This window comes from Sphingomonas bacterium (assembly GCF_903643035.1).
Classification (GTDB): Bacteria; Pseudomonadota; Alphaproteobacteria; order Sphingomonadales; family Sphingomonadaceae; genus Sphingomonas.
This window is the reverse complement of record NZ_CAHJWW010000159.1, coordinates 1-6,443: the sequence shown is the minus strand read 5'-3', so window position 1 is coordinate 6,443 and position 6,443 is coordinate 1. Positions and strand designations below refer to the sequence as shown.

Genomic DNA, 6,443 nt, shown 5'->3' with positions numbered 1-6,443 from the left:
TCGGTCACCTGCAGCACCGCCTCGTAGAGCGCGCTGTCGACCACCTGGCCCTTGCCGGTGCGCTCGCGCGCATGCAGCGCGGCGAGCGCGCCCATGCAGCCATAGGTCGCCGCCAGCGTGTCGCCGATCGACAGGCCCATCCGGCTCGGCGCGCGGTCGGGATCGCCGACGATGTAGCGCCAGCCGCCCATCGCCTCGCCGATCCCGCCGAAACCGGCGCGCGAGGCATAGGGACCGGTCTGGCCATAGCCGGACACGCGGACGATGATGAGCCGGGGATTGATGGCGTGCAACGCGTCGGGACCGAGGTTCCATTTCTCGATCGTGCCGGGCTTGAAGTTCTCGATCAGTATGTCGGCGTCGGCCACGAGCCTGCGGACCAGGTCCTGGCCAGCGGCCACGCGCAGGTTGGCGGAGACCGACCGTTTGTTGCGGGCAACCACCTCCCACCAGAGCTTGTGGTCGCCGCGACCCCAGGCGCGCATCGGATCGCCAGCGCCTGGCGGCTCGACCTTTATCACGTCGGCGCCCATGTCGCCCAGCAGCTGTCCGCAGAACGGCCCGGCGATCAGCTGGCCAAGCTCGATTACCCTGATGCCCTGCAACGCGCCTTCGTTTTCCACTCTCCTATTCCGCCGCCATCGCGACAGGCGCCAGGACCGGCTGGCCCAGGATCGGCTGGCCCCAGACCGGTTGACGGGGCGCCGGCAGCCCGGTCTCCTCCAGGCAGGCCGCACGCAGGGCCTCGATCTCGCCGCCGCGATCGAACAGCGGCAGCGCCCGGCCGCGCTTCGCCCGCATCCCGTCGCGCAGCGCGGCCGTCGCCGCATCGTCCCCGACGACCACGCCATAGCGGCGCGCCCCCGCCACCGTCACGAGGCCCTGCGCCACCTCGGTCGCGACCAGCGCCGGATCGCGCATCAGCGGATCGCCCCACCCGCCACCGCCCCAGGTGATGAAATGGAGCTGGTCGCCCGCCTCCACGATCAGCTCCTCGAGCTTGTTGGCGACGATCGTCCGCGTGCCGTCGGCCTTTTCCAGGATCTTCCGGGCGCGCTCGCCCGGCTCGCCGCCGTTCACGCCCCAGGGCTTGATGAACCAGCGGTCGTCGTGGATCGCGACCACGCCCGGCTCGAGGAAGCGATAGGTCATGTGGATGCCGTTGCCGCCGCGGTGGAGCCCGGCGCCGCCGCTGTCGGGCGCCGTCTCGTAGCGTTCGATGACCAGTGGAAAATAGCGTTCGAGGAACTCGTTGGGCACGTTGGTGAATCCGGGCCATAGCGAGTGGCCGTCCGGCCCGTCGCCCATCGGCCTGCCGGGAATGCCGCCGAAGCCGATCTGGAACAGCTGGAAATACTGTCCGTCCCGAGCGGTGCCCGAATAGAACAGGTGCGGAGACGACGAAAAGCCCGCCGCGCACAGGAAATCCGGCGTGCGCTGCCCGAGCAGCCCGCCCAGGATGTCGAAGATCCGCCCGAGCGCGTGCGTCCTCCCCGAAAGCGCGGCCGGGAACGCGGGCTTGAGCAGCGATCCCGCCGGGATGCGCACGTCGATGAGGTCGTAGAACCCGTCGTTGAACAGGATCTGCGGATCGAAGACCATTATCATGTAGATGCCGAAGAACATGCGGAACATGTTCTCGTTCAGGAAGAAGTTGATCGAGGCGGGGCTTTGCGGATCGGTGCCGTCGAAATCCAGCACGACGCGCCCGTTCTCTCGCCACATGGTGCATCTGATCCGGTACGGCCCGAAGCCCATGCCGTCGTCGCACAGATAGTCCTCGAAGCTGACGGGTTCCTCGCCGATCGCGGTCTCGATCAGCTGCTTCATCGCGCGATGATTGCGCGCCAGCAGTTCTTCGGTCGCCGAGATGTAGACGTCGTCGCCGAACCGCTCGCACATCTCGATCACCCGCCGCGAGGCCACGCGGCAAGAGGCGATCAGCGCGTTGAGGTCGGCCGCGCACCAGTCGGGCTTGCGCGTCTGATGCATCACCAGCTTGATGAGGTCTTCGTTGTAGACGCCCCGCTTCCAGATCTTGACGGGAGGGATGCGCACGCCTTCCTCGAAGATCGAGTGCGCGTCGATCGGCATGCTGCCGGCGACCTTGCCGCCGATGTCGCTCTGGTGGCCGAACATCGCGGTATAGGCGACGATCCGCCCGTCCTTGAACACGGGGAGCAGCACGAGCCAGTCGTTCGAATGGCTGATCGCGCCGCCGACCGAATAGGGATCGGAGAGGAAGATCATGTCGCCATCCTCCAGCATGCCGTCATAGCCGTCGAGGAAGCCGCCGATGAACGAACCGAACTGGCCGACGATCATCCGTCCCTCGTGATCCGCGATCAGGGGAAAGGCGTCGCCCTGCTCGCGGATGCCGGGCGACATCGCGGTGCGCACCAGCGTCGCGTCCATCTCGACGCGCGCGTTGCGCAACGCGTTCTCGATCACCTCCAGCGTCACCGGGTCGATCGGCACGCGGGCGAACGGCGTGGCGTTGGGCTGTATGATCGTCGCGGGCATGACCGTTCCTTCAGGCGAGCGTGATGAGGATGTTGCCGACTGCGTCGACGGAGCCGGTGCAGCCCGCCTCGATCAGCGTGGTCGCGTCCATCTCGGTGACGATCGCCGGCCCGGGGATCACGTCGCCCTGTTCGAGCAGCGCGCGATCGTAGATCACCGCGGGCTGCATACCGCCGTCCATCCAGAGTTCGTGGTCGCGCACCTTCGCCTGGACGGGGTCGCCATCGCCCATCGGCAGGGTCGCCGCGGGCAAGTCGAGCGCGATGCCCAGCGCCACGGCGCGCAGGTTCACCAGTTCGTGCGGGCTGGCCATGTTGAATGTAAAGAGCCGCTCGTGCTCCGCATCGAAGCGCGCGGTGATCCCCGCCAGCCCGTCGCGGCGCAAGGTCCCGGCATCGATCGACAGCGGCACCTCGAACGCCTGCCCTTCGTAGCGGACGTCGATCTCGAACAGGCTGGTGATGTCGGCGTCCGCGATGCCGTCGGCCTTCAGCTCGTCGCGGGTCTGCGCCGCCATGTCGTCGAGGATCGCGAGCACTTCGGCCTCGTCGGTGTCGCCGAAGCGGCGCGAGAAGCTGCGCGCGGTCTCCGTGCGCATCCGCGTGGTCGCGTCGCCCAACGCGCACAGCACGCCCGGCGACATCGGCGACACCGCCGGCCAGCTTCCCATCAGCCGCGCCACCGCGTTGACGTGGAGCGGCCCGGCGCCGCCGAAGCCCATCAGCGCGAAATCGCGCGGATCATAGCCCTGCTGGACGGAGATCATGCGCAGCGCGCCGAACATGTTCTCGTTGACGATGTCGATGATGCCGCGCGCGGCATCCATCAGCCCGATGCCGAGCGCGTCCGCGATCGACTGCACGGCCGTCCTCGCACCCTCGCGATCGAGCTTGAACGTGCCGCCGAGCAGCGACTCGGGAAGATATCCGAGCACGACGTTGGCGTCGGTCACGGTCGGCTGGGTACCGCCCTTGCCATAGGCGACCGGGCCGGGGACCGCGCCCGCGGACTGCGGTCCGACGCGCAACGCCTTGGTGAGTTCGGGCACATAGGCGATGGACCCGCCGCCGGCGCCCACGGTCTTGACGTCCAGCGACGACGCCCGAACGGACAGATGCCCGACGTCGGTCGTGCGGGCACGGCGCGGCTCCAGATTCTCGATCAGCGCGACGTCTGTCGAGGTGCCGCCGACATCCAGCGTCAGGATGTTCTTCAGGCCGCTGTTCCTGCCGACCCACAGGGCGCCGGTCACGCCGCCCGCGGGACCGGACATCAGCAGCGAGACCGGATCCCCCTCCGCCTTCTCGGAACTCATCAGCCCGCCGTCGGAGCGCAGCAGCGCGAGCTTGCCCGCCATGTCCGCACCGCGCAACTTGGTGCGCAGGTTGCGGACATAGTTGCCGACGATGGGGCGCACCGCGGCGTTGGCGACCGTGGTCAGCGTTCGCTCGTACTCCTGCATCTCGGGCAGGACCTCGTGGCTGAGCGAGATGGGCAGGTCGGGGCATATCTCGGCGGCGAGTTCGCCGATCCGGGTCTCGTGCGCGCCGTTGAGATAGGCATTGATGAGCGATACGGTGATCGCCTCCACGCCCTGATCTCGCAACTGCGCCAGGGCGGCGCGGACGCCGTCCTCGTCGATGGCGCGCAGCTCGCGGCCATGCGAGTCCATCCGGCCCGCGACCTCGATCGTGTCGATCAGCGCGGCGAGCGGCCTGGGCTTGGGCCAGATGATCCAGCCGGCCAGTCCGCCGGGTACATAGCTGCGCGCGATCTGCATGATCTGGCGATAGCCCTGCGTGACGATCAGCCCGACCCGCGCGCCCTTGCCCTCCAGCATCGCATTGGTCGCGACCGTGGTGCCGTGCAGGAACACCTCGACCTCGGCCGGGGTGACGCTTGCCTTGGCGCAGACCGCATCGACGCCGTCGAGAATGCCGACCGAATTGTCGGCGGGGGTCGACGGCGTCTTGTGCCGCCAGAACCGGCCCGACTCCTGCTCGAGCAGCAGCAGGTCGGTGAAGGTGCCGCCGACGTCGACGCCCAGACGATAGCTCATGCCTGTCCTGCCCTTTCAAGAATACGCGCGGGCGCGGGCGGAAAGCGCTGCGCCTTGGAAACCATGCCGGGGAGCGATCGCCCCATGACACCGGCAAGCCAGCCCGCCGCGGCGATCAACCGGTCGAGGTCGAGGCCGGTGCCGACTCCGGACCGTTCGAGCAGGTAAACGACGTCCTCGGTCGGCACGTTGCCGGACGCGCCGGGCGCGAAGGGGCAGCCGCCAAGCCCGCCCAGCGATGCGTCGATCGTCGCGGCGCCCGCCTCGACCGCGGCCCAGACATTGGCGAGCCCGGTGTTGCGGGTATTGTGGAGGTGGACGCGGACCGGCAGCGGCGCGATCGCGGCGCGGACCCTGGCCACCAGGGCGGCGACCTGCGCGGGGACGGCGACGCCGATTGTGTCGGCGAGCGCGACCTCGATCGCGCCGCTCGCCGCCGCGCGGCGCGCCATCGCCACCACCCTGTCGTGCGGGACTTCGCCTTCGAACGGGCAGCCGAACGCGGCGCCGATGGTGATCTGCGCGCTGCGGCCGGCGTCGCGCGCGATGCCGACCACCTCGCAGGCGACCTCCAGCGACCCCTCGCCGGTCTGGCCCTGGTTGCGCATCGCAAAGCTGTCGGTCGCGATGCACACCGCGCCGAGCTGGTCGACCCTCGTGGCCAGCGCACGCATCGCGCCGCGACGGTTCAGGACCAGGCCGATGTATACCGCGTCGGTCTCGGGAAGCGCGGCCACCACCGCCTCTGCATCCGCCATCTGCGGCACCTTGCCCGGATCGACGAAGCTTGCCACCTCGATCCGCCGCGCCCCCGCCTCCAGCGCCTGTGCGATCAACGCCGACTTGTCGGCCGTTGAGACGATCCGCGCCTCGTTCTGCAGACCGTCACGCGGCGAAACTTCGACGATCTCCACCTGGGCTGGCATACCGGCTGGGTTCCTATCTGCCGACGATGGATCGCACGAATGTATACACCGGGCAAGCCGTTATCATGGGTCCGCGCCGCCGCGCTTGTCTCGCGCCGCTCCGCGCGCCACTGGGGACGCCATTCATCGCGGAACGGGACAAGACGGCATGTCAAGGGCAAGCGACCGCGCCTATGATGAGATCAAGGCCCGGATCCTGAACGGTGCGCTCGCGCCCGGAGCGCAACTGAAGGAAGAGGAGCTGGCCGAGATCTGCGGCGTCTCGCGCACGCCCGTCCGCGATGCGATGCACCGGCTGGAGGCGGAGATGTTCATCCAGCGCAGCGACAGCCAGCGTTCCTTCGTCAGCGACTGGTCGATCGAGGACATCGAGGAGCTGTTCACGCTGCGCACGATGCTCGAAAGCCACGCCGCGGCCCAGGCCGCCGAGCGCGTCACGCCCGAAATGCTGGTCCGCCTCCACGACAACGTCGCCGCGATCGATGCGGCGATCGACCGCCCGCTACCCGACGTCGACGGGTTCCTGCTGAAGAATGCCCAGTTCCACGCGCTGATCACTCAGGCGGCGGCGTCCGATCGCCTCGCGCACATGATAAACCGCCTGGTGCTCCAGCCGATCGTCCACCGCACCGCGCTGCGCTACGACGCCGACCAGCTGCGCCGGAGCCTTGCCGAGCACGTCGAGATCGTCGCCGCTCTCGAAGCCCGTGACCCCGAATGGGCACGCGCAATCATGACATCGCACATCCGCCGCGCGTTCCACGTCCACCGCAGCGAACACCCCGGATGATGTCCGCCGACCGGAACGGCCGGTCAGGACGCGCCAGAAGCCGGCTGCGCAGGCAACGATGCACGGGCTGGCGGAGCGGGAGGGATTCGAACCCTCGATACGGTTTTGCCGTATACTCACTTTCCAGGCGAGCGCCTTCGACCAC

5 protein-coding genes are annotated in these 6,443 nt (G+C 68.6%); 1 reads left to right on the top strand and 4 read right to left on the bottom strand.

Going from position 1 to position 6,443, the window contains the following annotated elements; genetic code table 11:
• From HUV01_RS10605 to HUV01_RS10590, 4 genes are all read right to left on the bottom strand, one after another.
• Nucleotides 1-623: CaiB/BaiF CoA transferase family protein (locus HUV01_RS10605; RefSeq protein ID WP_174298232.1), on the bottom strand; the 623-nt coding region annotated here is incomplete at its 3' end.
• Between the two features lie 4 nt (nt 624-627).
• Nucleotides 628-2,523 (bottom strand): hydantoinase B/oxoprolinase family protein, encoded by a 1,896-nt coding sequence (locus HUV01_RS10600; RefSeq protein ID WP_174298231.1) that lies wholly within the window; start codon nt 2,521-2,523, stop codon nt 628-630.
• 10 nt (nt 2,524-2,533) lie between these two features.
• Entirely contained in the window at nt 2,534-4,582 is a 2,049-nt protein-coding gene (locus HUV01_RS10595) for a hydantoinase/oxoprolinase family protein (RefSeq protein ID WP_174298230.1), read from the bottom strand.
• Nucleotides 4,579-5,508 carry a hydroxymethylglutaryl-CoA lyase gene (locus tag HUV01_RS10590; protein WP_174298229.1) on the bottom strand — a complete coding sequence of 310 codons (930 nt, stop codon included), beginning with the start codon at nt 5,506-5,508 and terminating at the stop codon, nt 4,579-4,581. Before HUV01_RS10590 ends, HUV01_RS10595 begins: the two co-directional genes overlap by 4 nt.
• A gap of 148 nt (nt 5,509-5,656) precedes the next feature.
• Here HUV01_RS10590 and HUV01_RS10585 point away from each other — a divergent pair, with 148 nt between their 5' ends.
• Nucleotides 5,657-6,298, top strand: a complete 642-nt coding sequence (locus HUV01_RS10585) for a GntR family transcriptional regulator (RefSeq protein WP_174298228.1) — start codon at nt 5,657-5,659, stop codon at nt 6,296-6,298.
• Nucleotides 6,299-6,443: the final 145 nt, after the last annotated feature.

What these genes read in the sequence shown, in the direction of transcription:
- HUV01_RS10600 (WP_174298231.1), bottom strand. Translation starts at nt 2,523, where the DNA reads ATGCCCGCGACGATCATACAGCCCAACGCCACGCCGTTCGCCCGCGTG.
- HUV01_RS10595 (WP_174298230.1), bottom strand. Translation starts at nt 4,582, where the DNA reads ATGAGCTATCGTCTGGGCGTCGACGTCGGCGGCACCTTCACCGACCTG.
- HUV01_RS10590 (WP_174298229.1), bottom strand. Translation starts at nt 5,508, where the DNA reads ATGCCAGCCCAGGTGGAGATCGTCGAAGTTTCGCCGCGTGACGGTCTG.
- HUV01_RS10585 (WP_174298228.1), top strand. Translation starts at nt 5,657, where the DNA reads ATGTCAAGGGCAAGCGACCGCGCCTATGATGAGATCAAGGCCCGGATC.